The organism is Weissella muntiaci, assembly GCF_008107635.1.
GTDB classification, from domain to species: Bacteria; Bacillota; Bacilli; order Lactobacillales; family Lactobacillaceae; genus Weissella; species Weissella muntiaci.
The window spans coordinates 152,490-178,381 of record NZ_SDGZ01000010.1 but is presented as its reverse complement, the minus strand read 5'-3'; the positions used below and the strand labels follow the sequence as shown (position 1 = coordinate 178,381).

Below are 25,892 nucleotides of genomic sequence, written 5' to 3'. Positions count from 1 at the left end.
TTGAAGCAGACGAATTGAAGTAAGTCCTTTTACTTAACTAGTAAAACTCGTATAATTATTTTTAATAGTATTAATCTAAGGAGGTAATCATGGTTGCACGTGGAGAAACATTTACAAATGAGCAATTTGGAAAGTTAATCGCTCAAAATACACATATTAAAGATGCCAATGCTAAATGGGTTAAAGATAGTTTGATTAAGACGTATCGACTTTTGCCAGATCAAGGACGCAAGTGGTCACAACAACGCGTTGAACGCTTTTTGTTCGAATTGGCCTTTGTAAAGCCAGACAAGATTGATTGGACAATGAAATAATGATCGAAACATATGCAGATGCGCTGGCATTCATTCATGGACGCCATAAGTGGAAAAAGACCGCTAGCTTTGAACGAATTGAATTGTTATTGGCGCGCCTTGGAAATCCACATTTGCAAAGTAAATATGTTCATATAACTGGTACAAATGGAAAAGGTTCAACGAGTAAAATGCTTGCCCAAATCTTACGGGCAACCGGCTTATCGGTGGGCCTTTTTACATCGCCATTTATCATGCGATTCAATGAAAGAATTCAAGATGATGCTGGTGAAATCAGTGATGAACGGTTATTACAGCTGATGCAAGAGATTGCACCAGTTGTCGAACAGCTTGACATTACCCTAGATGGTGGCGGACCCACGGAATTTGAAACATTGACCGCATTGATGTTTCTTTACTTTGCACGTTTTCCAGTTGATATCGTTGTGTTAGAAGTTGGAATTGGTGGGAGTTGGGATACGACTAATATCGTTCCTGCTCAACAGAAGCTCGCCACGGCTGTAACATCGGTTAGTTACGATCACATGGCCGTTCTAGGTGATACTTTAGCTAAGATTGCAGAGCAAAAGGCTGGGATTTTACGAGCAGGTGTACCAGTTGTGTTTGGTAAATTACCAGCTGAAGCGACAAGTGTTATGGCGTTGAATGTTGAACGTTTAGGACTGCAAGCGAGTTGGTTAGGCCAAGATTTCTCGGTACATGGAAGTAGCAGCTTGGACTCGCAAACGTACTTTGATTTTGACTCGGTGCATACGTTCGAGCAGGTTCCATTAAATTTGCGAGGACAATATCAACTAGGGAATGCAGGTGTGGCACTCCGCTTGGCGGAAATTGTTTTGGATAAGTTGGGGCGGTCACTAATCCGGCAAGATGTAGTGGAGGCGTTGGCGACGGTTACTTGGCCGGCTAGATTTGAAATGATTTCAAGCACTCCTGAAGTAATCATTGATGGGGCACATAATGTGGCTGGTGTGACACTTTTGGGACAAACAATTCGCCAGTATTTTCCACAACAACAGGTAAATGTGATTTTTGGCGCTTTGACGGACAAAAATTACATCGAAATGTTGGAGATCTTGGCAAGCATACCTAACGTGAAACTAACGGTGGCTGGATTCCAAGCACCAACAGCACGTCAGGCGATTGATCCCAGTGCTGTGGTGGCATCAATCTCCCGGACAAATGTTAGTGCCGCCCCAAATTGGCAAGTGGCCTTTGCGAAGTTATCAAGTGAACAGCCAATCATCATTACTGGGTCGCTTTATTTTGTCGCGGAGGTACGGGCGAGATTGCTAACGCAAATGAATTAATCATTCATGATATACTGTTAGAAGCATGGGCGTCGCAAAGCTCACAAAGGAGAAATTTATGAAGACGAAATCCCCAGTGGTAAAGAATCAAGAGTTTGAAGGCGAAGTTATCGATTTAACATACCAAGGTCTTGGTGTAGTGAAGATTGATGATTTTCCAGTGTTTGTTGTCAATGCGATTCCAGGTGAAATTGTAAAGGTTGGTATCACAAAAGCCCAAAAGAATTTTGCTTTTGGTCGTGTGATTAAGCGTCTAAAGGACTCACCAAACCGTAATCAAGATGTTGATCAAGATGCAATTACAACTGGAATTGCACCACTGGCTAATTTGAAATATGATGCACAGTTGGCTTATAAGCAGTCACAAATCGTGGAATTGTTTAAAAAAGTTCATGTTGATGCGAATGTAGCTGAGACGATTGGGATGGAGAATCCAGTCGGATATCGTAATAAAGCTCAAATTCCAGTTCGTGAGATTAAAGGCGAGTTAACAACTGGTTTCTATCGTCGTAATTCACATAATTTGGTTGCAATCGAGGATTATTATATTCAAGATCCTGAGATTGATAAGGCAATTGTCGTTGTCCGTGATATTTTGCGTAAGTATCACGTACCGGCCTATGATGAGTTTACCAACCAAGGTGTTATTCGGACGATTATGGTGCGCCGTGGTTATTACAGCCATGAAATGATGGTTGTGCTAGTGACTCGAACTAAGAAGCTTCAATTGGTTGATGAAATTGTTCGTGAAATTAGCGAGGCTTTGCCTGAAGTTAAGTCAATTATCCAAAATATTAATCCTGATAAGACTAATGTAATTATGGGACGGGAAAATAATGTTTTGTGGGGAGCAAAGATTATTAAGGACACGCTGTTTGATAAGCAGTTTGAAATTGGTCCACTATCTTTCTATCAAGTTAATCCACAAACAACGGAACGTCTTTACAGTTTGGCAGCTGATAAGGCCAATTTGCAAGGCGATGAATTAGTGATTGATGCTTATTCAGGAATTGGAACAATTTCGTTGACGATTGCTGATCGAGTTCGTGAAGTAATGGGTGTCGAGATTGTTGAAGGCGCGGTTGAAGATGCCAAACGGAATGCCAAAATTAATGGTATTAAGAATGTGCACTTTACATTGGGAAAAGCGGAAGAACAAATGGTTGCCTGGCAAGAAGCCGAGGTACAACCAGACGTAATCTTCGTTGATCCACCACGTAAGGGACTTACGCCTGAGCTGATTGACGCCGCGACTGCAATGGCACCAGCTAAGTTAATCTATATTAGTTGTAACCCAGCTACGCTAGCGCGTGATGCTGTTCAAATCTTGGCGAATGGTTATCACATTAGTGGTGATATTCAGCCAGTGGATCAATTCCCACAAACAACACATATTGAATCAGTTACGGTGTTTGAAAAAGACGTTTAGAGGAGGCTTTATATGACTTTGCAACTTGGAATAATTGGTACAAATTGGATTACAAAAATGTTTGTCGAAGCGGCACACATTACTGGTGATTATCAGCTAAAGGCTGTCTACTCACGCCGAATGGAGAGCGGGCAAACATTTGCTGATAATTTCTCTGGAGATATCGAAGTATATACCGATGTTAATGACATGCTAACCAGCGGGATTGATGTAGTGTACATTGCATCACCTAACAGTTTACATTTCATTCAAGCAGCCATTGCTATTCGCAATGGTGTGCATGTGATTGTTGAAAAGTCGGCAGTAGCCAATACAAACGAATTCGAACAACTTTATAGCTTGTTGCGTGAACATCCACAGGTGCGTTTCTTTGAAGCCGCCCGCCATATTCAACAAGATAACTTTAAGGCCTTGGAGACATGCGTTAATTCAATGGAGCATATTTCTGGAGCGACTTTTGTTTATGAAAAATATTCTTCACGTTTTGATGCTTACCTAGCTGGCGAGGAACCGAATGTTCTTAGTCCTAAGTTTGCTGCTGGGGCGCTAGCTGATCTCGGGGTTTATCCACTGTATGCGGCAATCAAATTGTTTGGTTTGCCAAATTCTCAACATTATTTTGCAACTAAATTGCGTAATGGTGGTGATGGCCGGGGTGTTGCGATTTTACGCTATCAAGACTTTGATGTGACGCTAATTTTCGGTAAAGGTGCTAATTCATATTTGCATTCTGAGGTCCTTGGATTACGGGATACAATCTTGATTTCTAACATTGCCGAGCTTGAAGAAGTTAAGTATAACGATGGGCAGGGGCAAGAAAAGGTGATTTCCAAGCCCGGTCCGGCAAATCCAATGGTTGATGAAGCAGCTACTTTTGCAAGGTTGATTAATCAGCCAAGTGAAACTGAAGCGGAGTATCAGGATTTGTTGTTATTGAGTCAGCGGGTCAATCATGTGTTGACTGCGTTGCGGATGGATGCGGGAATTGTTTTTCCAAACGATAAGAAGTAGTTAATTTGTAATAGTAAGGGTCAAACAAAACCAGCGATGGGGTTGTTTGACCCTTATTTTGTGTTTAGCAAGTTCGGGATTCAGGGATTAACAGTGTTGTTAGTGGTCCTTTTTTGTTATAGTGGTGGATAGTGATAATGAAAATGAGGATATAGATATATGGATGCTCGGTTTGAGACACATATGATTGAGGTGGGCATTACTCAGGCGACACCAATTCAGGTGGCTACTGCAGAAGCAATGGCAGCAGGAAAGTCGATTGATGCACTTGCGCCAACTGGAACAGGAAAGACTTTGGCTTTTACTTGGCCGATTTTGCCACGTTTGGTTGCGAACGATGCCGAACAAGTATTGATTTTGGCGCCTTCACAAGAGCTGGCAATGCAAACGACTCGAGTGATGCGTGAATGGGCCGCTTTGTTAGATTTGCGTGTGCTAGCATTAACGGGTGGGGCGAATGTTAAGAATCAATTGGATCGATTAAAGAAACATCCTGAGGTCTTAGTCGGAACCCCAGGCCGTGTTGCTGAATTAGTGGACAGTGGCAAGTTAAAACTGGGGCGTCTAAAGACTTTAATTTTAGACGAAGCAGATATTCTGTTGCAGGAAGAGACTGCTGATCAGATTGATCACATCTGGGATGCGATTGATAACCCGGAAGTACAAGTGGCGATGTTTGGTGCTACCGAGCTGAATCCAGCGATTGCTGCAGGCCTTTTTGATCGTGATTTTGAACGGATCGATCAAAGAGATGTACCAATGCCAACCAGTATTGCTCACGAATTTTGGTTGACGGCTACTGATCAACGCGCAAAACGTTTGCGACAATTAGCAGCGCAAAAGAAGTTCCAGGCGATGGTCTTTTTTAATACAACTAAGCAGTTGAAAATCACCGCTTCATATTTGGCGCATGAGCACGTTGCTATGGCGACGCTTGCTCGAGGGGATTCGTCCTCGACACGTCAAAAAGCATTGGAAGATTTCCGTAAAGGGAAGGCAAAATTCTTGCTAACAACCGATGTTGCCGCACGAGGATTGGATATTGCTGATTTGACGGCCGTAATTAACTTTGATTTACCAAGGGATGGTGAGACTTATACTCATCGAGCTGGTCGGACTGGTCGGATGGGTAAGGCAGGTCAAGTGATTTCCTTTGGAAATGACCACGATTTACGTGATCTGCGCCGGAAGGTCGCAGTTGAGATTAATCTAACTGGAAAACCAGGTATGGCTGCAAAACCAAAGGTAGCGCTTGAGGAACGTCAGCTAAAGGAGACTGAGGCGAAACCCTCTGCATCGCAAACAGCGGCAAATGACGTTCAACAAGTTGTGGTGGATAAAGTTGAGACGCAGGTTGTTGAACAAAGGAAGTCGAGCCCAAAGCCAGTGAAGAAGCCGGCTAAAAAGGTCCGTAAGAATGTTGAAACAGTTAGTCGGCAAGACCGATTTGCAAAGGAAAAGCAGGCTAAACGAAAGCATTCTAAGAACAAGGGTAAGCCAAAACGTTTTACGGGTGAATAAAGTCATTTTCGACGAGAAAATATTTTAAGTTAAATGTATGGACAATTGTGAGTTGCGGTCATACAATTAACCTGTGATTACTTAGTAAAATACTTTAGAAAATAAATCTACCTGGGTCAGTGACCTAGGTGTTTTTACATTAGGAGAGAAAAAATGTGGCGCTTTTTAAAGCGAGTTTTAATTGGAAAACCACTTAAAACCTTGGACGAAGGGGGACAACACTTGAATCGATTCAAGGCGTTGGCACTTCTATCCCCAGATGCTTTGTCATCAGTTGCATATGGACCGGAGCAAATTACGATTGCCCTGGTTGCAGTTAGTGCATTGACGCTATGGATGCAGATACCAATTGCGTTATTGGTTTTGGTTTTGTTGGCGGCAATTACTTTTTCCTATCAGCAGATCATTCATGCATATCCGGGTGGCGGAGGAGCCTACATGGTTTCCTCGGAAAACTGGGGTAAGCGAGCTGGACTTGTAGCCGGTGGGTCTTTGCTGGTTGACTACATGCTGACAGTTGCTGTTTCGGTTTCTTCAGGGATGGATGCGATCGCTGCGGCAATTCCTAGCTTACGACCATATTCAATTTTAATTTCAATTTTGATTGTACTAGGGTTGATGGCAATCAATCTGCGAGGGGTGCGGGAATCCGCAACCTTCTTGATGATTCCGGTCTATCTTTTCATTACAACGATTGCGATTATGTTGGTTGTCGGTCTTTATAACGTTGCTACGGGTGCGGTTCCATATATGGCGACTGCCCACATTGGTCAGTCGGCTGGTGGAATTTCGTTGGTATTATTCCTTCGTGCATTCTCAAGTGGTTCTTCATCTTTGACCGGTGTTGAAGCTATCTCAAATGCCGTGCCAAACTTTAAGGAACCTAAGTCGCGCAATGCAGCGGGAACCTTGTTGATGATGTCGGCAATTCTTGGCTTCTTCTTTGCTGGAATTACATTCTTGTCATATTACTATGGCATCATTCCTAAAAATGATACGACCGTCTTGGCTCAGATTACAGAAGTGACTTTTGGCGGTCGGGGCGTTGCGTTCTACATTATTCAACTTTCGACGGCGCTAATTCTGGCCGTGGCAGCGAATACTGGTTTCTCTGCCTTTCCACAGTTGGCCTTTAACATGGCTAAAGACAAGTTCATGCCACACAGTTACATGGATAAAGGGGATCGTTTAGGTTACTCAAATGGTATTATCTCACTTGCTTTGGGTGCAATTGTGCTGATTCTGATCTTTAAGGGTTCAGTTGAGCAATTGATTCCACTATATGCGGTGGGTGTGTTTACACCGTTTACATTGAGTCAGTCAGGTATGATTATTCATTGGTACCGTCTACGTGGACCACGCTGGATTTTCAAGTCGATGATCAACTTTATCGGCGCTGCGATTTCAGCAATTCTAGTGATCACCTTGTTCTGGTTGCACTTCGGTTCGGCATGGCCATATTTGATTTTGATGCCGATTATGGTCTTGATCTTTACCAAGATTAACCATCATTATAAGTTAGTCGCTAAGCAGCTACGTGTGATTTCGCAAGAGCCAATTAAGCGTCATCGTTATGATGGTGCGACTGTCGTTGTGCTAGTTTCTAATCTAACTAAAGTTACAGCGCAAGCGATTGATTACGCGCAATCAATTGGCGATCGCGTTTTGGCAATGCACGTGTCATTTGATTCAAATCCAGAGAAGGAACATCGTTTAGGTGTTGAATTCAAAAGTGAATTCCCAGATGTGCGTTATGTAGATATTCATTCATCATATCGTTCCATCACAGAACCAGCGATTCGATTCGTGGATGAAATTGCTAAGGGTGCCAAAGAACGTAATCATTCTTTGACGATCTTGATTCCACAATTTGTGCCTAAGCAAGGTTGGCAACATGCCTTGCATAATCAAAACTCGCTAAGGTTGCGGACGGCCTTGAGTAGCCGTGATGTGACAGTTTCTACTTATTACTTCCACTTAACCGAGTAATTGTTTCATAAGTAAGCGCGTGAGAGTTAGCGAACTCGCTTGGCTATATGAACTTTCTCGGGTAAGTATCATTAACTATTTTCAAGAATTTCGAGAGTGAGCCGTTATGGCCTACTCTTTTTCTTTTGGGAACAGGCATTCAGCTTGTATATCAGATCAAGTTAAGCCACAATGAATTGACGGTAGGACGTTGTTATTTACATTATTTTTGGTTAGCATAGATATAAACATTGAGATAGAGTGGAAGGAGCATTATGGATTATACATTAGAGGACTTTCGCCAAGCCTTACATGATCTTCGGCAGCGGGTTCATGATGGTGAATTATTTGACAGTTTAGGCAGTGAGATTGGTCGATTGCTTGATGAGATTGAGTATGATGAGCCAACGCCTGTAGCACAATTAAGTGGCACTGAAGTCGAAAGTTTGCAAAATCTGTTAACAGAAAAGCAAAGCCAATTGATGAACGATGAAGAAACTCAGGTTGAAGATGCGGACGTAATCGAAATCTTGAATGGTTTACGACAAACAGATCCAGCAATCCGTGATCAAGGGGTCTTCTTCTTCATCACGGATGCCTTGCAACATTCAATTTTCTCGCAGCGACAGTTGTTATTAATGACGCGCTATCTGTTACAAGATGATGTTTTGTTCTCGCATATTGATGAGAAATTAAATGATGGGATTTTTCTACGATCATTCTCAGTCTTTCTGCTTTCAATGCTTAATTACGCAAATCGCAATCAGGCTAACGATATTTTAGGTGATCAATTGCGCGAAACGTTGGTGGAACAATTTGCGCTCTATATTGCGCTTGAACACGATTATCGCGGTTTTGTGGGTGATAATGGTTGGGCGCATGCCTTTATGCATATTGGAAATTTGGCTGACGAATTGACGGCTGACAATAATATTCTGCGGGCCGATAAATTATTCATCCTGACTTTAGTTATCGAACGTATTAAGCGCCTCGATGGGCCGGTTGTAATGGGCGAGAATCGCCGTTTGATTGGGTACATTGCTCATATCGTGAATATGAATCCATTGTATGCAGATTACTTCTTAAAGCAGTTAAAGCAATGGCGTCAGGAATTTACCCGCCGGCCACAGCCAACTAATGAGCGCGAGTGGCATCGCTTCTACAATCAAAATCGTTTTTTACAAAATCTACTTTTGCGAAATGATCTGCCAGAGGAAATTCGTGAGTATCTGAATGAGGCTCGTAATTTCTTGGTTTAAAAGTAGGCTACAGAAGACGAATTATTTTTAAAGCATGATGCCTGTTCCTGGTAGGCAAGTATGGTATAATAGGGGCTTCAATAGGTACAGCTTGACAGGAGATGAAATGATGTCAAAAAAATTAAATATTGCTCTGTTCTTCGGAGGGAATTCATCAGAACATGATGTTTCAAAGCGCTCAGCACGTAATATCTATGAGGCAATGAATAAAGAACGTTACAATGTAACAGTTTTTCTGATTTCTAAGGCCGGTTATATTATGAATCAAACCATCTCGCAACAAGTCTTTGACGGTGCGGATGAGGATCCATTGGTTGCAGCAGCCATGGAAACAATCGATACTAGCAATCCACTAGCGCCAATTGCCGCTTTGGCGGAGATGCAAGATATTGACTTATTTTACCCAGTTGTACACGGTAACTTAGGAGAAGATGGCACATTGCAGGCTTTGTTTAGAATCTTGCAGAAACCATACATCGGTGCTGGGACTGCCGCATCAGCGATTGCATTTGACAAGGACTTGACAAAGCGAATTCTGAATCAAGCTGGAATTCGTAACACCAAGTATGTATTGTTGACTGACCAGAACCGAAATGAATATACTTACGAGATGCTGGTTGAACAACTAGGCACGGATGTGTTATTTGTCAAAGCCGCTAAGCAGGGATCTTCTGTCGGAATTCACCGAGTAACTAATGCATCTGAGTTCCAAGCAGGTCTAGATGATGCGTTCTTATACGATTACAAGGTCTTGGTCGAGGCTGGTTTGAATCAGCCACGCGAAGTCTTCGTGTCAATTCTGGGAAATGAGCAACCAGTTGCTTCACGAATTGGTGGAATTGTGCTGCCCGACAAGGACGGCTGGTATGATTACGAGAATAAATTCGTTGATGCCTCTGGAATGACTTTTGAGTTACCAGCAGTGATCAGTGACGAGCTGGCAACTGAGATTACAACGATGGCCTTAGATGCTTATCGTGCATTGGGCTTGGTTGGCTTAACACGGATGGACTTCATGGTCGATGCGTCTGGGGTGCCTTACTTGGGTGAGCCAAACACACTACCAGGTTTTACAAATATTTCATTGTATCCACAAATGTGGGAAGTATCTGGTTTGAGTTATACCAAGTTAATTGATGAAATTATCAATTTTGGAATTGCCGAATTCGAACGTAATGCAGAACTTTCATACGAGTTCGTTGCATTGGGTGAGGAAAAAGTTGGACATAAAGAGTACAACGCTGAACAAGCAAAATAAATAATATAGAACTACCACTTAAGATATTGTTTTTTTGAGATTGATCTGAAAGTGATTCAAGAGGATCAATCCGAAAATCGACCACATCTGACGCTTTGTCGCAAGACTCGTGACTTATAAACGTCCAACATGCTGGTCTGATATGAAAATATTCTAAGGGTAGTTTTTGTTTTGGATGCTATGACTTTGTGTTCAGCATATAAGTTGCGTATAATGTAAGAGACAAATTATAAAAGGAAGAGTGTGCATGACTGAAAAGTTTACACCAACTTGGATGGTCGATGCCATCTATAAGTTAACACCAGAACAACTAAGAAAACACGGAATCAAAGCGGTTTTAACGGATTTGGATAATACGTTGATTGCTTGGAACAATCCGGACGGAACGACTGAATTACATGAATGGCTACAAGCGATGCGTGAGGCTGACATCCCAGTCTTGATCGTATCGAATAATTCTTCAAAGCGGATTGCGCGCGTGGCCAGTCCTTTGAAACTAGCCTTTGTTGCACGGGCTTTAAAGCCAATGACCTTTGGCTTGGCAAGTGCAGTTAAAGAACTTAATTTGACAAAGGCAGACGTAGTCATGGTTGGCGATCAATTATTAACAGATGTATGGGCGGCCAACAACTATGGCGTGCGCTCAATTCTGGTAAAGCCTTTGATTGAAACAGATCAGTGGAATACCCAAATTAACCGTTTTTTTGAGAAGGGCGTAAAAAAGTCAATGTTGGCTGCAAACCCTGATTTAACATGGAGGAGTCACCTTGATTAGTGAAAATGATGTACAAAAATATCTTGATGAAGGACTACGTTGTGTGGGCTGCGGTTCTTTGATTCAAACGACTGATAAAAATGAAGCTGGTTATACGCCCATGTCAGCCTTAATTAAGGGCCTTGAAAATGGGGAAGTAATCGATCAACGTTGCTTCCGGCTACGGAATTATAATGAAATTCAACCAGTTTCATTGACAGATGATGATTTCCGTCGGATGCTTGATCAAATCTCTGGTACAAATTCGTTGGTTGTTTATGTCATGGATGTTTTTGACTTTTCAGGGTCATTGATTCCTGGACTACACCGCTTTGTCGGTGATAACCCGGTTCTTTTGGTTGGAAATAAAATTGATATTTTACCAAAGTCGCTAAAGCGTAGCAAGATTCGTGAATGGATCCGACAACAGGCAAACATGGCCGGTTTACGACCAGTCGATATTGCCCTGACTTCAGGGAAGAACGGCGACGATGTACCAGCTTTGTTAGATTTGATCGAAAAGTATCGTGAGGATCGTTCAGTTTATGTTGTCGGTGTAACAAACGTTGGTAAGTCAACTTTGATTAACCAAATTATCAAATACGTTACAGGTGAGAAAAAGGATGTTATCACAACATCACGTTTCCCCGGTACAACACTTGATCGGATTGAAATTCCGTTCGATGAAGATACGTCGATTATTGATACACCGGGAATTATTCACCAAGATCAAATTTCCCATTACTTAACGGCTAAGGATCTAAAGTACGCGGCACCGCAGAAAGAATTGAAGCCGCGGACATATCAACTGGACGCAGGTCAGACACTATTCTTTGGTGCCTTAGCTCGCTTTGATTACATTCAAGGCGATCATGCTGGAATCACAAACTATTTCGAAAACAATTTGATGATTCATCGGACCAAATTGGCGAAAGCTGATGAATTCTATGCAAAGCACGCGGGTGAATTGTTGGCACCACCAACGACTGAAAACTTAGCAGATTTGCCAGAATTGGTTCGACATGAATACAAGACGACAGAAAAGACCGACTTAGTGATCGATGGACTAGGTTGGATTACAGTACCGGCTAACTCTGTGATTGCAGGTTGGGCCCCAGCAGGTGTATCGGTACTTATCAGAAAGGCGATGATTTAATGATTACTTTACGAGGAAAACAAAAGCGTTTCTTGCGCGCTGAAGCGCATACGATGCGGCCACTTTTTAACATTGGTAAGCAAGGATTGACTGAAAACTGGTTGGATCAACTGGCAAGTGCAATTGATAAACGCGAGTTATTCAAGGTTGCAATCTTGCAGAATTCTGACGTTGAAGTCAGTGAAGCCAAGGAATTCATTGAGACTAATAGTGATATTCAAGTTGTTCAAACAATTGGACACACATTGGTATTGTTCGGTGAGTCTAGTGAGTTCGAAAATCGGAAAATTTCAGCCCAAGTACAGAATATCTAAGCTGGAGGGATAATATGGCGGGTTCGGTAATAACACAAGCACAGACAAAAGTTGAATTTGATTTTACTGGTGCTAAAAAGAAAGTTGGGATTTTGGGTGGGACATTTAATCCACCACATATCGGACATTTAGTGATTGCTGAACAGGTTGCGAATGTATTGGGCTTGGATTTAGTTATGTTCATGCCAAATGCAACACCGCCACATATTGATCCTAAGGGAGCCATTGCTGCAAAACATCGTGCAAGAATGGTGCAAGCGGCGATCGCTGGTAATAGTCATTTCGATATTGAATTGCTAGAAGTTCAACGTGGTGGAAAGAGTTATACTTTTAACACGATGCTTCAATTGCGGTTAGAACATCCAAATTATGAATACTATTTTATTATTGGTGCAGATGAAGTAAACTATCTACCAAAATGGTATCGGATTGACGAGTTGGTAAAATTAGTTAATTTTGTTGGTGTTAATCGACCAGGACAAAAGATTCGGACCAACTACCCTGTGACCTTTGTTGATGTCGTTGATGTTGATATTTCTTCAACGGATATTCGTCGGCGTTTGGCACAAGGGAAGAGCATTCGCTATTTGGTCCCTGATCCGGTTGCCGCTTATATCTTTGAAGAGGGGCTCTATTTAAATGACTGAAATTGATTATCAAATGCATATCTATGCTGCAAGTAGGGCTGGTTTATTAGAGAAAATTGCAGCCGCGATGTCAGCGAAACGTTTCGAACACGTATTGCGGGTCGAAGAAATGGCTTTAAGATTGGCTGAATGCTGGGGGGTGCCTGCAGAATTGGCATCACTTGCTGCGTTGGTTCATGACTATGCTAAGGAACGTCCTGACGCCGACTTTTTATTGGTAATTGAGCAGGAAGGACTTGATCCGACACTGCGCGATTGGGGGAATAATGTTTGGCATGGGGTCGTCGGTGCCGAACTGGTCAAAAGTGAATTGGGAATCATGCATGAAGAAATTCTTGATGCAATGCGCCAACACACGGTTGGCGCGGCTCACATGACGAAACTGAGCCAGATTCTTTATATGGCGGACTACATCGAGTTAGGACGAACATTTCCAGGTGTTGAGGAAGTTCGTGCATTGGCTTTTGATGATTTGGCTGCCAGTGTTGGTTGGCAAACACAACACACCTTAAAATATTTAATTGAAAAGAGTGTTCCGGTATATCCGGGAACACTGACAACATATAATGCTTGGAGCGTATAGATGACTTTAGAAGAAACCATAGAAATTGCCGTTAAGGCGGCTGATGCAAAACGTGCTGAAAACTTGATTGCTTTGGATATCCACGAGCAAAGTTTAGTAGCAGATACATTTTTGATTATGGAAGCCCCAACAAATCGTCAAGTAATTGCAATCGTTGACGAGATTGAGGACAAGTTGGCCGAAGCCGGCGTTACTTTGCGGCACCGTGAGGGTCGTGACGAAGCTGAATGGGTTCTCTTGGACTTTGGTGATTTGATGGTTCACGCCTTTAAGAGCGATGCCCGTCAATTCTATAACCTTGAGAAACTTTGGAGCGATGCCCCTGAAACAAGCATTGATCAGTGGCTAATAAAGGAAGAAATGTAATGAACTATACCACTTTTGCCAAGTTGTATGACGACTTGTTCGATGAAAGTGCTTATGAGGATTGGCTGGACTATACTAAGAAAACAGTGCGGATACCTCAAGCACCATTGTTAGAATTGGCAGGTGGCGCAGGTCGCTTGGCGATTATGTTAAAGCAAAATGGCTTTGCTGATGTAACGGTTTTTGATCTTTCTGAAGAAATGTTGGCTTTGGCGGCTCAGCATGCGCAGACTGCTAAGACTGATTTACCGTTAATAGCTGGCGATATGCGTGAATGGTCGGATTTTGACGCTAAGTTTGGAACAATTACATCCTTTGCAGATTCATTTAATTATTTGGCTGATCAAGAAGAGGTCTTAGCGGCTTTTAAGCAAGTTGCAGATCACCTAGTTGATCAAGGTCAGTTTGTTTTTGATGTAATCTCACCCTATCAGACTGATGTGGTTTATCCGGGTTATATGTATAACTGGCATGATGAAGAGACCGCCTTTATGTGGTCTTCATATGGTATTCAAGAACAGGCTCATACGGTTGAACATGAATTAACTTTTTTTGTCTATGAAGAAGCGATTGATGGTTTCCGACAATTACAAGAGATTCACACAGAGCGAACTTATGATCTAGCGACTTATCAGCAGCTATTGATCGAAGCTGGCTTTAAGGATATTGAAATTTCTGCGGATTTTGGTCGGTCGGCGGTTGATGAACAGACGACGCGTTGGTTCTTTAATGCAACTAAAGCATAAATGAGGTGGCTGGGATGAAGGCAGTTGGTTTAATAACTGAATATAATCCCTTACATAATGGGCACCTGTATCACCTGCAACAGGCGAAAGCACTAACTGGTGCAGATGTGGTTGTAACTGTCATGAGCGGTAATTTCGTCCAACGAGGTGAACCTGCGCTGGTTGATAAATGGCGCCGGGCACAGGCAGCCCTTAATAACGGCGTCGACGTTTTATTTGAATTACCCTTTTACTATGCAGTTCAACCAGCACATATCTTTGCTCGTGGAGCTATTCGACTATTGGCGGCCGCTGGGGTAGAAACAATTGTTTTTGGTGCGGAACATGCAGATTTAGATTTTCTTGGGCTAGCAGAACAAGCTAGCAAAGCACTGCAACAGGCAAGTCATTTCTCAGATTTCAATGAAACTTATGCTACCTCATTTAACCAAACAATTCTGGCAGCAACTGGTGTTCGTATAGAGGGGCCTAATGATATGTTAGGATTTGCATACGCAATGGCAATTGTGGAGTTGGATTTGGTTGGGCGGATAAATGTACAACCAATTCAAAGAATTCGGGCAGATTATCATAGTTTAACGATTACTGATCAGACGATTGCATCAGCGTCAGCGATTCGCGAGGCTTTACAATCCAAGGCAATCGTGGAACTCACGGACTATCTACCGGCCTCGATGGGGGCAGGCTTAGTGAACGGGATGCAAGTGCAGCCATGGGGGCTAGGATGGTTTGAGTTTTTACGCTATAAGGTTTTAACGACGCCGGTTGAAGAGTTGGCTAAAATTTATCAGTTAAACGATGGGCTAGCCTATCGGATTAAGAAAATAATGACGGTGACGATTGATTGGGCAACGTTTAAGGATGCCTTTAAAAGCAAGCGCTATACTTGGTCGCGGCTGCAACGGACATTACTATACGTGCTAATGAATGTGTCCGATATAGAGATGCGTGAGGCATGGGATGAACCTTATTTGAGGCTATTGGGTACTAGCGCTAATGGGCGTATGTATCTAAAGGCAATTCGTGATACGGTTGAATTACCAATTATTCATCGAGTCGCCAAAGCTGATGTGACGGGCCGGATGCAACTTGATGTGCGTGCCGGACGCCTTTACCAGCAGTTAAGTGAGCCAGCTGGCCAGGAAATTATGCAAGATTTTAAACGGCAACCCCTATTTTCAGAAGGAGACTAAATCGATGTTAAAGTGGCAATTTAATGAATTAGCGAAATATAAACAAGAAGCACTTCCTTTCTCAGAGACGGTTGATATTAAAGAGGCTTTGTTACGCGACTTTGGTGACTTAGTTTTGGATGTGACACCACTAGAAGTTAAGGGATTTGCGCAAGCTGATCAAGAGGACATCATCATTCATGCAAATGTAACAGGTGAATTAACGGTACCTTCTTCACGTTCACTAGCGCCTGTTAGTTTGCCACTTGATTTTGCAATTGATGAAGTATATCTACAGAACGTTGCACATGAGGAACGTTATGAATTGGAAGACTCAGTGATGCTTGTTGAGGATGGAATGGTGGACTTTTTGCAGGCAATCGTTGAATTCACAGTCCTGCAAGTTCCATTGCAAGTTTTGACTGAGGAAGAGGCATCAGCCCCAATGCCAACAGGTAGTGGTTGGGCCGTCCTAACAGAAGATGAATATGCGGATCAGCAAGTTGAAGAACCAGTGGCAGCGAATACTCCATTGGCCGGTCTGAAGGATTTATTTGATTCAGAGAAAAACTAGCCTTAATAGACGCTTACTGAATTCTTTTTCAGTGAGCGTCTTTATTTGTAAATATGAATTGCGGTGTATGTAGACGAAATGTTCCGGTATGGTCATAGCTTGATAATCCGCGATATAATACATACAAGAAGTAAGATGACTGACGATTTAAACAGAATTGAAAACAAACTTGTTAGTAACAAATGCTGGGAACTAGCTAATAAAAACTATGTGAGGAAGCAAATGGCAAAGACAAAAGAAACGCCAATGATGCAACAATATAATCAAATTAAGCAGAACTACCCGGATGCCTTTTTATTTTATCGGCTGGGTGACTTCTATGAGCTGTTCAATGATGACGCAATTCTAGGATCACAGCTATTAGAATTGACTTTGACACAACGAAATAAGAACGCTGACAACCCGATTCCAATGGCTGGTGTTCCCCATCATGCAGCTCAGAACTATATTGATATTCTGGTTGATAAAGGATATAAAGTCGCGGTTGTTGAACAGATGGAAAATCCCGCTGAGGCTGAGGGGATGGTTCGACGTGATGTTGTTCAATTGATTACACCTGGGACACGGATGAACACATCGGCGGATGAAGCCAAGGAAAACAATTATTTAGTTGCTTTGTATCATGCACCGGCTGGATCGTTTGGTTTAGCTTATTCAGATCTTTCAACTGGTGAATTGAAAACATCAACGGTTGCAAATGTAAATACGGTTTTGAATGAGCTTAGTCGACTGGAGACAAAAGAAATTGTGATACCAGCGCCTTTACCAGCCGACTTACAAGCAAATTTGACCACATTGGGAATTATGGTTTCGCATCAGACGACAACAACAGTCAATGCTGAGATATCTTATTTGCGTCAAGAAATTACAGCGGTTGAACAACTGACTGCCTTGGACACACTGTTGAGCTATTTATTTGCAACCCAAAAGCGATCGTTAGACCATTTGCAGATTGCAAAGGCTTATGCAGTTTCACAATATTTAAAATTAGATCGTAATTCACGGGCTAACTTGGAATTGACCGTAAATTTGAGAACCCAGAAGCGTTCAGGAACATTATTGTGGTTACTTGATCGAACAATGACGGCAATGGGTGGCCGAGCACTTAAACAGTGGCTTGAGCTACCATTGCTTGATCGGGCAACCTTAGAGCAAAGATACGATAAAATTGGTGAATTAAACACGGAATTCTTTGGGCGAGATGCTTTGCAGGAAGCTTTGAAACAAGTGTATGATTTGGAGCGACTGGTAGGTCGAGTGGCTTATGGAACTGCGAACGGACGTGATTTGCTTCAATTGAGAAATTCGTTGCGCCAGATTCCAGATATCATGGTTACGCTTGGTAATTTCGATCCAGCAATCTTCGGTGATTTATTGTCAAAGCTTGATCCGGTTACTGATATTGAAAAGTTAATTTCGCAAGCAATTGCTGAAGAACCACCAATCTCAGTAACTGATGGTAGCGTTATCCGTGACAGTTATAATTCACAACTGGACACCTATCGTGATGTAATGAAGAACGGTAAGCAATGGTTAGCCGAGATGGAGGCCAAGGAGCGGACTGCAACTGGGATTTCATCATTGAAGATTGGATTTAATAAAGTCTTCGGTTATTATATTGAGGTTACAAAGGCAAATATTGACCGGCTTGACCCAACGCGATATACGCGCAAGCAAACCTTGACCAATGCAGAACGGTTTATTACGCCAGAATTGAAAAGACGTGAAGAGCAAATTCTGGAAGCTGAGGCTAAATCGAGTGAGTTGGAATATCAACTTTTCACACAAGTACGTGATCGAATTAAGCAAAATATTGCGCGCCTACAAAAACTGGCGGCAACTTTGGCAGAACTTGATGTCTTACAATCATTGGCAACGGTTGCAGAAGAGCAACAATTCGTGCGGCCAACATTGGTTGAAGATCATCAACTCGCCATCACTGACGGACGACACCCGGTTGTTGAAAAGGTTTTAGGGCATCAAAGTTATGTTGCAAATGATGTTGATATGGCGGCCGATGATACAGTTATGTTAATTACGGGACCGAACATGTCGGGTAAGTCAACATATATGCGCCAATTGGCTTTGACAGTCGTAATGGCTCAAATTGGTTCTTATGTGCCAGCAACAGCAGCGAGCTTGCCAATATTCGACCAAATCTTTACTAGAATTGGAGCCGCTGATGATTTGATTTCAGGGAATTCGACCTTTATGGTTGAAATGGCAGAAGCCAACACGGCTTTGCAGCAAGCAACGGCAAATTCGTTGATTTTATTTGATGAGTTGGGGCGCGGAACGGCGACCTATGATGGAATGGCTTTAGCGCAGGCAATCATTGAGTATGTACATGACAATGTTCATGCAAAGACGCTTTTTTCAACGCATTATCATGAATTGACAGCGTTAGAGAGCGAATTGGAACAGCTAAAGAATGTCCATGTTGGTGCGACCGAGGAAAATGGAAACTTGGTCTTTTCCCATCGTGTATTACCTGGCCCAGCCGATCAAAGTTATGGAATTAATGTAGCGAAGTTAGCTGGATTGCCTAATCCACTAATTAAACGGGCTGCAACAATTTTGGCAAAATTGGAAGCGCAGGATGTCACATTGAGCGAGCAAGGATCGTCATTGGCAGAGCCAGCTGCAGTAGTGCCAAATCAGACGACGGAAGCGGGCGGGCAATTAGATTTGTTCGCAATTCCAGAACTTGATCCAAAGACGCAAGCAATCTTAGACGCAATTAAGAATTTAAATTTGGCAACAACGACGCCGTTGGATACTATGTTGAAAGTCCAAACGTGGCAAAGTGATTTACAAAAGTAAAGTGTGGAGGGAAGGAGTAATATGGCAGAAATTCATGAGTTATCAACGGTCTTAGCAAATCAAATTGCAGCCGGTGAAGTGATTGAGCGACCAGCGTCAGTGATTAAAGAACTTGTTGAGAATGCAATTGATGCTCAGGCAAGTAAAATTGATATCCTGGTTGAAGAAGCTGGCACAAAGTCGATTACAATCATTGATAATGGTGATGGAATTGCGCCGGAACAAGTGACGCGAGCCTTTTTGCGCCACGCGACTTCTAAGATTGTCGATCGAAATGATCTTTTTCGAGTGCATTCATTAGGCTTTCGTGGAGAAGCATTGCCATCAATTGCATCGGTCGCTGATGTTGTTTTAGAGACCGCAGTTGCTAGTGCAAAGCAGGGTAAAAAGGTTCATTATCGTGGTGGCGAACTGATTGAAGAGATTGGTACGAGTGCGCGTCAAGGAACCTCGGTTAAAGTGACTGATCTCTTTTTTAACACACCAGCACGCCTAAAGTATTTAAAATCGCAACATACTGAACTGGCACAGATTGTGGATATCATTAATCGTTTATCATTGAGCCATCCCGATATTGCTTTTAGGTTGACGCATAATGATCATGCAATTCTTACTTCAGTTGGGAATGGAAATGTTCAACAGGTTTTAGCGACTATTTATGGGGTCCAGCAAGCGCGAAAGATGGTCGCCTTGGAGGCTGAAAATGCTGATTTTAAATTAAAGGGTTACATTTCGCTACCTGAGTTGACTCGAGCAAGCCGTAATTATATCTCAATTTTAATTAACGGGCGTTATATTAAGAATTATCAGCTAACTAAGGCACTGGTCAAAGGTTATGGCTCAAAACTGATGGTGGGGCGTTTTCCATTGGCAGTTCTGGAAATCGACATGGATCCGTTGTTGGTTGACGTAAATGTGCATCCACAGAAGCATGAGGTACGCCTGTCCAAGGAAGAACAATTGATGAGTTTAATTGAGGAGGCGGTTGCCCAACGATTAGGATCTGAAAATTTGATTCCAAATGCCTATGATAATTATATGGGTGGTCGGAACGAAGAAGCTGGACCACAGGATAAAGATGCTTTGATCATGCAGTTGAATGAAAATTCGCGCGTTCATGAGGCGGTATCTCCAGAACCTGAGATGACAGGAATAATTAATCAGGCGGTTCAATTTGACACGGACGAGCCCAAAACGCTTGAAGTAAGGGTGAGTGATGATCTCACTAAGGAGCCAATGCAGGCCTTTGCGGCTCGTTACGCCCATCCTGAGACAATTACACCCTTTGATAACGTTGGTACGCCAGTGGCTGGAAAACAGGCTGAATTAGAGCTGACAGCTAATGCAGCTGTTGAAGATACCCAATTGCAAGGGCAACGTTTTCCAGAGCTGAGCTATATTGGACAAATGCATGGGACTTTCCTGTTTGCCCAAGCTGAAGATGGTCTGTATTTGATTGATCAACATGCTGCGCAAGAGCGAGTTAAATACGAGTACTATCGTGAAGAAATCGGTACACGTGGGCGAGAGTTGCAACAGTTGGTTGTGCCGATCATTTTAGAATATTCACAGGTCGACTTATTGAAAATTCAAGGGCACGCAGATCAATTAGCAGAGGTTGGGTTATTTTTGGAGCCTTTTGATACTAATTCAATGATTGTACGAGAACATCCAGGCTGGTTTATTCCCGGCCAAGAGGAGAGTACGATCCGTGAAATGGTTGATTGGATTTTGCGGGAGGGAAGTTTAACGGTCGCGGATTTCCGAGAGCGTACGGCGATCATGATGGCATGTAAACGTTCAATCAAGGCTAACCACGCCCTAAATGATTTCGAAGCACGGGGATTAATTACGCAATTAGCTAAGAGTGAAAATCCCTTTAATTGTCCACATGGTCGACCAGTGGTCGTAACCTTCTCCTTAACGGATATGGAAAAGATGTTTAAGCGAATCCAAGATTCACATGAGTCATGGATTGAATATGATAACCATCCTTTTTAGATGGTGATAGAGTGAGGAACGTTAATGAAAGCGCGCGTATTATTTGCAACAATAACTGGGAATAACGAAGATGTTGCTGACGAAATCATCAAGACCTTTCAGGCCAAAGATGTTGAAGTGACCAAGGAAGATATTTCTAACGTTGATCCCTTTGATATTAAGCCGGAAGAGACTGATATTTTAGTGGTCGTACCTTATACCTTTGATAAAGGATCTTTACCAGATGAGGCCCTCGATTTCTTTGAAGATCTCAGTGATGTCGATTTATCTGGAATTATTTTTGGAGTTGCTGGTTCTGGGGATACTTTTTATGGTAAGGATTTTGCTGTTGCCGTCGATAAATTTGAAACACAGTTACTGAAAACGGGAGCAATCAAAGGCGCCACAGGGGTTCATGTTAATTTGAGTCCAAATAAGAGTACAAAGTTACAATTGGCACAATTTACTGAGGCGTTAATTGCATCAGCAGTTAAATAATATAAAAAACACATAAAAACGGCTTCAAAAAAATCAAAAATTTAGCAGTATGAATACTGAATAATATAAGATTTTTGGGAAATTTTAATTAAGTTGCCCTAAAAGGTTGTATTTTTCTTGATAGTATTAGTATAATAGGGCTACAAACATGAAAGAGGTATTTAACATGAGTTTGTCAAAGGCAGAATTCGTTGCAAAAGTTTCAGACAAGACAGAATTGACTAAGAAAGATTCTGAAAAGGCAGTTAATGCTTTCTTGGAGACTATCCAAGAGACTATGGTTGCTGGTGATACAGTTTCATTCGTAGGTTTCGGTTCATTTGAAGTACGTGAGCGTGCTGCCCGTAAGGGACGCAACCCACAAACTGGTGAAGAAATCGAAATTGCTGCATCAAAGGTTCCAGCTTTCAAGCCTGGTAAGTCATTGAAGGACGCAGTTAACAAGTAAACTTTTGTTTACATTTTGGGCCGAGCCGTATTAGGTTGGGCCCTTTTTATTTGAGGAGCGATTTAGATGGCATTTGAACATTCTGTTAAGGTAGCTGGTGATTCGAGTACCTATACTTTTAATCCCCAGCTTAAGAAATATGCCCTAGGTGATACTGGCTTTGTACAGAACAATGCTGGTGCATATATCATGCAGCGGGCGTTGCAACCTGAAAAAGGCTTAGCAAAGTCAATCAAACTGAAAATAGTGATTAACAAAGAGTTGACAGGAATGAAAATTAAAACTGTTAACGCAAATGGGACTACTTTAGTTGATATCTTTAAGCTAGCCTCAAAGGAACCTGAGTTGATTGAGTTATATCGATTCTATTTAAACGAATTGGTTGAGCGTGAAATTATGACGGTTGATTAATTGAGCAAAAAAAACGGACGCCTGAGCGTCCGTTTTTTAGTTAGCCTGGGTGTATTCTTCAAGGCGTTGAACAAGTGCATTGAAGATACGCTCCACGTCCTGATCGGTACCCCGTAGTTCATAGTCACCAATCACGGGGGCATCGAAATAGTCACCATAACGCCGGGCCGTTAGAATATATTGAATATTGAAGTTCTTATTGCCTGAACCGACAATGCCAATCAATTGATCCCGGTTATTTTGATACTCAATTTGTTCAAAAAGTGGGTTGGTCATAATTTCTTTGACCCCATTATCGATTCCGTTGCCACCATCTAAGTAAGTTGGCACGAGCGCGAAAAACGGTGCTTGCTCCAGTTTGTCAAAACTCGCATCGGTAATCTCTTCAGCATCGATTTCGACGGTTGAATGAGTTTGAGCATAGGCCTGCATTTTTTTAATAAAGTGGTGGGTATTCCCTCCCAATGAAATATATAAAATCCGAACGATCATCTGAAACCCCATTAAATATTAAGTATGTCACTAAGTTGAATAAGTAGTTTCAACGTTACGCTATTTAATTTGGCTTTTCAATACCCTTGAAACAATAAATACAGAACAAAATATCCACTTTTTTTATCAAGCGGGCGTGAAAGCAATCGTGGTGCGGGTTGATCTGATCTTTGCTAACGGAAAGTTATGTTGGATGAAAAATATTCCTCCGATAAACCGGCTTAATTGCCGGTCTATCAAGGTTTTGCTTTGAAGATTAATAATTTGCATTCTGTTATGTTGGCTGGTAAACTCTAAAGCAAGGAAATGGAATTGAAAATAAAAAAGACGTTAAAGGAGTATGGGATTATGCCAGAAATAACAGTATTTACAAAGGATAACTGCATTCAATGCAAAATGACGAAAAAGACCTTGGAACAATATGGGGTAACTTTCAAGGAACGGAATGTATCGGCTGATGAAAGTGCCTTGGCTTATTTGAAAGAGCAAGGTTATCAATCAGTTCCAGTGGTTATGTCGAAGCTTTTCGAACCAATCAATGGTTTTCGACCAGATTTACTAGCAAATCTTGCCCAGGCGATGTAGGTAATTTAAATCTTATTCCTAGAAAGTCGGTGCAATTTTCGTGGAATTCCGCTCAACCTTAGGAATAGAAATTGAGGAAATTATGGCTTTATCAACACTCGATACAAATAAAGTGACTTATTTTGATTTGAACAATCAAGTGAACATCCCACTTAACAATAGCATCCAATTGCAAAAAGACGCTGAAGCCCTGACAGCATTCATGGCAGAAAACGTCGGTCCAAATACTAAGCGTTTTGCGACTTTGCGTGAACGGTTTGATTATATGGTCGAAAACGATTTTTGGGATGCTAATGTGATCAACCAGTATGACTTTGGCTTCATTGAGCGTCTTTATGATTTTTTAGCTGAGACGAACTTTACTTTCAAATCGTTTATGGCGGCGTATAAATTCTATGCTCAATATGCTCTCAAAACTAATGATGGTGAATGGTACTTAGAGGGTTACGCCGATCGGGTAGCGATTAATGCACTTTTTTATGCTGGTGGCGATGAAGAGTTAGCACTACAGCTCGCGGATGAAATGCTTCATCAACGGTATCAACCAGCAACCCCTTCATTTTTGAATGCTGGTCGGACGCGACGCGGAGAATTAGTTTCTTGTTTTATCTTGCAGGCAACTGATGATATGAATTCGATTGGTCGGACGATTAATTCAGCTTTGCAACTTTCAAAAATTGGTGGCGGTGTAGGAATTAATCTATCAAACTTGCGGGAAGCAGGTTCAACGATTAAGGGGATTGCCAATGCAGCATCTGGTGTGGTTCCAGTGATGAAGTTATTGGAAGATTCTTTTTCATATTCAAACCAAATGGGACAACGAAATGGAGCTGGAGTTGCTTATTTGTCGATTTTTCATCCAGACATCATGGAATTTTTTGCAACAAAAAAGGAAAATGCGGATGAAAAGATTCGTGTTAAAACTTTGTCTTTGGGAATAACGGTTCCTGATAAGTTTTATGAACTATCAAAGTTAAATGCTGATATGTTCCTTTTCTCGCCATATGATGTTGAGCGAGAATATGGTACGCCATTTAATTACGTTGATATAACTGCGGAATATGACAACATGGTTGCAAATCAAAATATTCGTAAGAAGAAAGTACGCGCCAGAGATGTTGAAAATGAAATTTCAAAGTTGCAGCAAGAATCTGGCTATCCTTACGTCATCAATATTGACACTGTTAATGCAGCTAATCCAATTGCCGGTAAAGTGATTTCGTCGAATTTGTGTTCAGAAATTCTACAGGTACAACGCCCATCACTTGTAAATAATCGTCAAGAGTATGATGTAATGGGAACCGATGTTTCTTGTAATCTAGGTTCGACGAATATCGTTAATTTGATGGAGACTCCTGATTTTGAACAATCAATCAATGCGATGGTAAAGGCTTTAACATTTGTGTCCAATAATTCGCAGTTGGATATTGTGCCAAGTGTTCAAAAAGGGAATAACGAATTACATGCGATTGGGTTAGGCGCAATGGGACTGCACGCCTTTTTTGCCAAGAATAAAATGATGTACGGTGATGAAGAGGCGCTAGACTTTACGAATGCTTATTTCTTAATGTTAAACTACTATACACTCAAGGCGTCTAATCAATTGGCGATCGAACGTGGTGAGAGCTTTGTTGGGTTTAAGGACTCAAGTTACGCCTCAGGTCAATATTTTGATAAGTACCTTAGCCAAGATTGGCAACCCAAGACAGCGAAGGTACAAGCCTTATTTGCTCGGCATAACTTCCCAAGTCAAGAAGATTGGGCAGCCTTAAAGGCTTCAGTGATGGAGCATGGAATTTATAATGCGTATCGTTTAGCGGTGGCTCCGACTGGTTCGATTTCATACATCAATGATGCAACAGCATCGTTGCAACCAATTGTTAATCGGATTGAGGAACGTCAAGAAAAGAAGATCGGTAAGATTTATTATCCGGCACCATACTTAAGTAATGAAACGTTACCATACTACGAGTCTGCTTATGATATTGATATGCGTCGCGTTGTCGATGTCTATGCGACGGCTCAGGAGCACATTGATCAAGGGATGGCGATGACGTTCTTTATGCGGTCAACCTTGCCAGAAGGATTGTATGAGTGGAAAAATGGTCGAACCAATAAGATGACAACGCGTGACTTAAACATCTTGCGGTTGTATGCTTATAACAAGGGTGTGAAATCGGTTTATTATGTACGGACGTATACGGATGATATGGAAGAGTTTGGTGTTAACGAATGTGAATCATGCTCAATTTAATCGTTTTGCCGTGCAATAA

Annotated in this window: 25 protein-coding genes; 24 read left to right on the top strand and 1 reads right to left on the bottom strand. The window is 42.0% G+C overall.

The window, feature by feature from the left end:
* Positions 1 to 89: 89 nt before the first annotated feature.
* From ESZ50_RS03805 to ESZ50_RS03700, 22 genes are all read left to right on the top strand, one after another.
* On the top strand, positions 90 to 314 hold the full coding sequence (locus tag ESZ50_RS03805; protein WP_148622269.1) for a hypothetical protein: 225 nt from the start codon (positions 90 to 92) through the stop codon (positions 312 to 314).
* Positions 314 to 1,624, top strand: a complete 1,311-nt coding sequence (locus tag ESZ50_RS03800) for a bifunctional folylpolyglutamate synthase/dihydrofolate synthase (RefSeq protein WP_148622268.1) — start codon at positions 314 to 316, stop codon at positions 1,622 to 1,624. The genes ESZ50_RS03805 and ESZ50_RS03800 overlap by 1 nt, the downstream gene beginning before the upstream one ends.
* Before the next feature lie 58 nt (positions 1,625 to 1,682).
* Complete coding sequence (gene rlmD / locus ESZ50_RS03795; protein ID WP_148622267.1) at positions 1,683 to 3,053, top strand: 23S rRNA (uracil(1939)-C(5))-methyltransferase RlmD; 1,371 nt, start codon at positions 1,683 to 1,685, stop codon at positions 3,051 to 3,053.
* A gap of 12 nt (positions 3,054 to 3,065) precedes the next feature.
* The gene (locus ESZ50_RS03790) at positions 3,066 to 4,064 is read left to right on the top strand and encodes a Gfo/Idh/MocA family protein (RefSeq protein ID WP_148622266.1); all 999 of its coding nucleotides are present in this window, start codon (positions 3,066 to 3,068) and stop codon (positions 4,062 to 4,064) included.
* 159 nt (positions 4,065 to 4,223) lie between these two features.
* Positions 4,224 to 5,585: a DEAD/DEAH box helicase gene (locus ESZ50_RS03785; protein WP_148622265.1), complete on the top strand. Its 1,362-nt coding sequence runs from the start codon at positions 4,224 to 4,226 to the stop codon at positions 5,583 to 5,585.
* A 153-nt stretch (positions 5,586 to 5,738) separates the two neighbouring features.
* Positions 5,739 to 7,574 (top strand): APC family permease, encoded by a 1,836-nt coding sequence (locus tag ESZ50_RS03780; RefSeq protein WP_148622264.1) that lies wholly within the window; start codon positions 5,739 to 5,741, stop codon positions 7,572 to 7,574.
* 254 nt (positions 7,575 to 7,828) lie between these two features.
* A complete protein-coding gene (locus ESZ50_RS03775) occupies positions 7,829 to 8,812 on the top strand; it encodes a DUF2785 domain-containing protein (RefSeq protein WP_148622263.1) in 984 nt (327 codons plus the stop codon).
* 109 nt (positions 8,813 to 8,921) lie between these two features.
* Positions 8,922 to 10,070, top strand: coding sequence for a D-alanine--D-alanine ligase family protein (locus tag ESZ50_RS03770; protein ID WP_148622262.1), 1,149 nt, complete (start codon positions 8,922 to 8,924; stop codon positions 10,068 to 10,070).
* A gap of 247 nt (positions 10,071 to 10,317) precedes the next feature.
* Positions 10,318 to 10,845: a YqeG family HAD IIIA-type phosphatase gene (locus tag ESZ50_RS03765; RefSeq protein ID WP_148622261.1), complete on the top strand. Its 528-nt coding sequence runs from the start codon at positions 10,318 to 10,320 to the stop codon at positions 10,843 to 10,845.
* Positions 10,838 to 11,980, top strand: a complete 1,143-nt coding sequence (gene yqeH / locus ESZ50_RS03760) for a ribosome biogenesis GTPase YqeH (RefSeq protein WP_148622260.1) — start codon at positions 10,838 to 10,840, stop codon at positions 11,978 to 11,980. The genes ESZ50_RS03765 and yqeH overlap by 8 nt, the downstream gene beginning before the upstream one ends.
* Positions 11,980 to 12,294, top strand: coding sequence for a ribosome assembly RNA-binding protein YhbY (gene yhbY, locus ESZ50_RS03755; RefSeq protein ID WP_148622259.1), 315 nt, complete (start codon positions 11,980 to 11,982; stop codon positions 12,292 to 12,294). Before yqeH ends, yhbY begins: the two co-directional genes overlap by 1 nt.
* A gap of 14 nt (positions 12,295 to 12,308) precedes the next feature.
* On the top strand, positions 12,309 to 12,941 hold the full coding sequence (locus ESZ50_RS03750; protein WP_148622258.1) for a nicotinate-nucleotide adenylyltransferase: 633 nt from the start codon (positions 12,309 to 12,311) through the stop codon (positions 12,939 to 12,941).
* A 13-nt stretch (positions 12,942 to 12,954) separates the two neighbouring features.
* On the top strand, positions 12,955 to 13,524 hold the full coding sequence (gene yqeK / locus ESZ50_RS03745) for a bis(5'-nucleosyl)-tetraphosphatase (symmetrical) YqeK (RefSeq protein WP_425473110.1): 570 nt from the start codon (positions 12,955 to 12,957) through the stop codon (positions 13,522 to 13,524).
* Positions 13,525 to 13,890, top strand: coding sequence for a ribosome silencing factor (rsfS, locus tag ESZ50_RS03740; protein ID WP_148622256.1), 366 nt, complete (start codon positions 13,525 to 13,527; stop codon positions 13,888 to 13,890).
* Positions 13,890 to 14,636, top strand: coding sequence for a class I SAM-dependent DNA methyltransferase (locus tag ESZ50_RS03735; RefSeq protein ID WP_148622255.1), 747 nt, complete (start codon positions 13,890 to 13,892; stop codon positions 14,634 to 14,636). Before rsfS ends, ESZ50_RS03735 begins: the two co-directional genes overlap by 1 nt.
* A gap of 14 nt (positions 14,637 to 14,650) precedes the next feature.
* Positions 14,651 to 15,829, top strand: coding sequence for a nucleotidyltransferase (locus ESZ50_RS03730; protein WP_148622254.1), 1,179 nt, complete (start codon positions 14,651 to 14,653; stop codon positions 15,827 to 15,829).
* A gap of 4 nt (positions 15,830 to 15,833) precedes the next feature.
* Entirely contained in the window at positions 15,834 to 16,382 is a 549-nt protein-coding gene (locus tag ESZ50_RS03725; protein ID WP_148622253.1) for a YceD family protein, read from the top strand.
* A 222-nt stretch (positions 16,383 to 16,604) separates the two neighbouring features.
* The gene (mutS, locus tag ESZ50_RS03720; RefSeq protein ID WP_148622252.1) at positions 16,605 to 19,205 is read left to right on the top strand and encodes a DNA mismatch repair protein MutS; all 2,601 of its coding nucleotides are present in this window, start codon (positions 16,605 to 16,607) and stop codon (positions 19,203 to 19,205) included.
* 21 nt (positions 19,206 to 19,226) lie between these two features.
* Entirely contained in the window at positions 19,227 to 21,206 is a 1,980-nt protein-coding gene (gene mutL / locus ESZ50_RS03715) for a DNA mismatch repair endonuclease MutL (RefSeq protein WP_148622251.1), read from the top strand.
* Between the two features lie 24 nt (positions 21,207 to 21,230).
* A complete protein-coding gene (locus ESZ50_RS03710; protein WP_148622250.1) occupies positions 21,231 to 21,683 on the top strand; it encodes a flavodoxin domain-containing protein in 453 nt (150 codons plus the stop codon).
* A 166-nt stretch (positions 21,684 to 21,849) separates the two neighbouring features.
* Complete coding sequence (locus ESZ50_RS03705) at positions 21,850 to 22,131, top strand: HU family DNA-binding protein (RefSeq protein ID WP_281282878.1); 282 nt, start codon at positions 21,850 to 21,852, stop codon at positions 22,129 to 22,131.
* 66 nt (positions 22,132 to 22,197) lie between these two features.
* A complete protein-coding gene (locus ESZ50_RS03700) occupies positions 22,198 to 22,542 on the top strand; it encodes a cysteine desulfurase (protein ID WP_148622249.1) in 345 nt (114 codons plus the stop codon).
* Between the two features lie 36 nt (positions 22,543 to 22,578).
* On the opposite strand, the gene ESZ50_RS03695 is transcribed toward ESZ50_RS03700, so the two are convergent.
* Positions 22,579 to 23,034 (bottom strand): class Ib ribonucleoside-diphosphate reductase assembly flavoprotein NrdI, encoded by a 456-nt coding sequence (locus ESZ50_RS03695; RefSeq protein ID WP_148622248.1) that lies wholly within the window; start codon positions 23,032 to 23,034, stop codon positions 22,579 to 22,581.
* Positions 23,035 to 23,382: 348 nt separating this feature from the next.
* Between ESZ50_RS03695 and nrdH the strand changes: the two genes are divergently transcribed.
* Together nrdH and nrdE are read left to right on the top strand one after the other, a co-directional pair.
* On the top strand, positions 23,383 to 23,619 hold the full coding sequence (gene nrdH / locus ESZ50_RS03690) for a glutaredoxin-like protein NrdH (protein WP_148622247.1): 237 nt from the start codon (positions 23,383 to 23,385) through the stop codon (positions 23,617 to 23,619).
* A gap of 82 nt (positions 23,620 to 23,701) precedes the next feature.
* Complete coding sequence (gene nrdE / locus ESZ50_RS03685) at positions 23,702 to 25,873, top strand: class 1b ribonucleoside-diphosphate reductase subunit alpha (RefSeq protein ID WP_148622246.1); 2,172 nt, start codon at positions 23,702 to 23,704, stop codon at positions 25,871 to 25,873.
* Positions 25,874 to 25,892: the final 19 nt, after the last annotated feature.